Origin of the sequence: Endozoicomonas sp. SESOKO2 (genome assembly GCF_024606245.1) — a bacterium.
GTDB lineage: Bacteria > Pseudomonadota > Gammaproteobacteria > Pseudomonadales > Endozoicomonadaceae > Endozoicomonas_A.
Genome location: NZ_JAHHPQ010000645.1, coordinates 1 through 1,701 on the forward strand (window position 1 = coordinate 1; position 1,701 = coordinate 1,701).

1 protein-coding gene is annotated in these 1,701 nt (G+C 45.6%); it reads left to right on the top strand.

Annotated features, from left to right (window positions below):
• Positions 1–82: 82 nt before the first annotated feature.
• Positions 83–1,701, top strand: a 1,619-nt coding sequence (locus KDK17_RS16055; protein WP_257288512.1) for a hypothetical protein, incomplete at its 3' end; no start/stop codon positions are given.

Genomic DNA, 1,701 nt, shown 5'->3' on the forward strand with positions numbered 1-1,701 from the left:
TGCGGGAAAAGCTCTGGGGAGGAAGAGTCACCTTAGAGAAAAGGACGATGTGTATTTTCAACGTCAGGTCATTTCTGAAGACATGCGACTATATATCAGAGAAGCCAGGCAGCAATCAGAGGAAGAGGCCTGGTTCACACTGCAATCCCTGGAAGCAATACTCAAGATCAAAATCAATGAAGGGGACGACAAAGCAACAAGACTGGAAAGGGTTCTTACAAGGCTTGATAGCGGTGATGTCTCAAATTACGAGCTGAGCAACATGGACAACTTCATCTGGTGGAAAAGTGAGAGGCCAGATATTAAAAAGAACCTGGAGAGAGATCTGAACGCGGGCCTCCTGAGGGATGATTTCGTACTTTCCAGAATTCGCGATCGTCTCAAATTTTTAGTCGAAGAATCGGATCAGCAAGCCAGAGAACAACAGGCCAATTATCTTGCCGCTCTGGAGAAAGAGCTAAATATCTACCCTCATGAAAACCCTGCTACCAAAGAAAAAAGAAAAATTTTTCTGGCTAAACTGGCTAGTGATTTACAGATAGGGTTTGCAGACGGTGCCAATCTGTCCCACCAGCAGCAGGCTCTAAGAAACAAAATTCAGGAATTAATAAGGGAACAAGTCAACGAAATCTATGACGATGAAGATCTCAAAAGAATCAGAAACAATATAATCGCTGATCAACTGAAGATTGAGAACTATAAAGGTCTAGCCAGCACAGACGAACAGAACAGTCTAATTAAGGCAAAAATTGAACATCTGAATGAAGAACTGTTCAAAGCGGGTCAGTCCGAGGTTGATGAACGTATCGCAGCCATTGAAAATGAGCTGGAAAGGCAAATGGCTCGCCTGGGGCCTAAGCCCCGGTTCGCCCTTGATCGTGATGTCGCCATGACCAAACGAGTCATTAAAAAAGCCGAAAGTGAGCTGTCAGGGGTTCATAGAAAGCTGAATAATATTCGTCGCAAACAAGTGGTCTATGTGAGTCGAACCGATGTCTACCCTGCTGTCACGGACGAAGACGAAAAGACTCTCAATCAGGCCATTAAACAAATCCAGATCGATTACGACCTGCCTGCAGGCGAAGAACAAACCACTGAAGAGCGAGTAGACGACATCAGGCACTTCCTGCGGGGAGACGGCACTGATAGACGAGATGAAGTCCTGGAGAAACTGGAAGCTGCCATCAAAAATCTTAACCTTCAGATACATGGTTACGTCGGATTAATGGAAGAAGATGATTTCTTTATTGCCATTACATCCCATACAAATACTAACGACCAGGACGAAGCCGGTTACGCATTGGGTGAACTGCCTTTAACCAGGCAAAAATACAGTCAGGTCAACCACTTCCTGCGTTTGCACGACTGGAAAAGTATGGAGGTCACTCTTGCACAGCGTGAAGAAACTAAAGTAAAAGAGAGTCTGGCTCTGAAAAAAGAGGAGCATCCTCCTTCCGGGGACATCGATGAGGAGGCTGAAGCCCTTCATAATAACGAAATAGCTATGCTGAAGTCAGAATTGGAGCATAAAAGTCAAGCTGTAGCAGAAGCGAAAAATGCTCTGGCAGGTCTTAAAGGGACTCTTGCAACCACTGAAGAAGCCGTGGAGCTTCAACCAGACTCTTCGGACACCTATGAGCACCGGGTTAATGCCCTGAGAAACAAACAGATACAACTGGGCGGTGATGATGGTACTGGCGG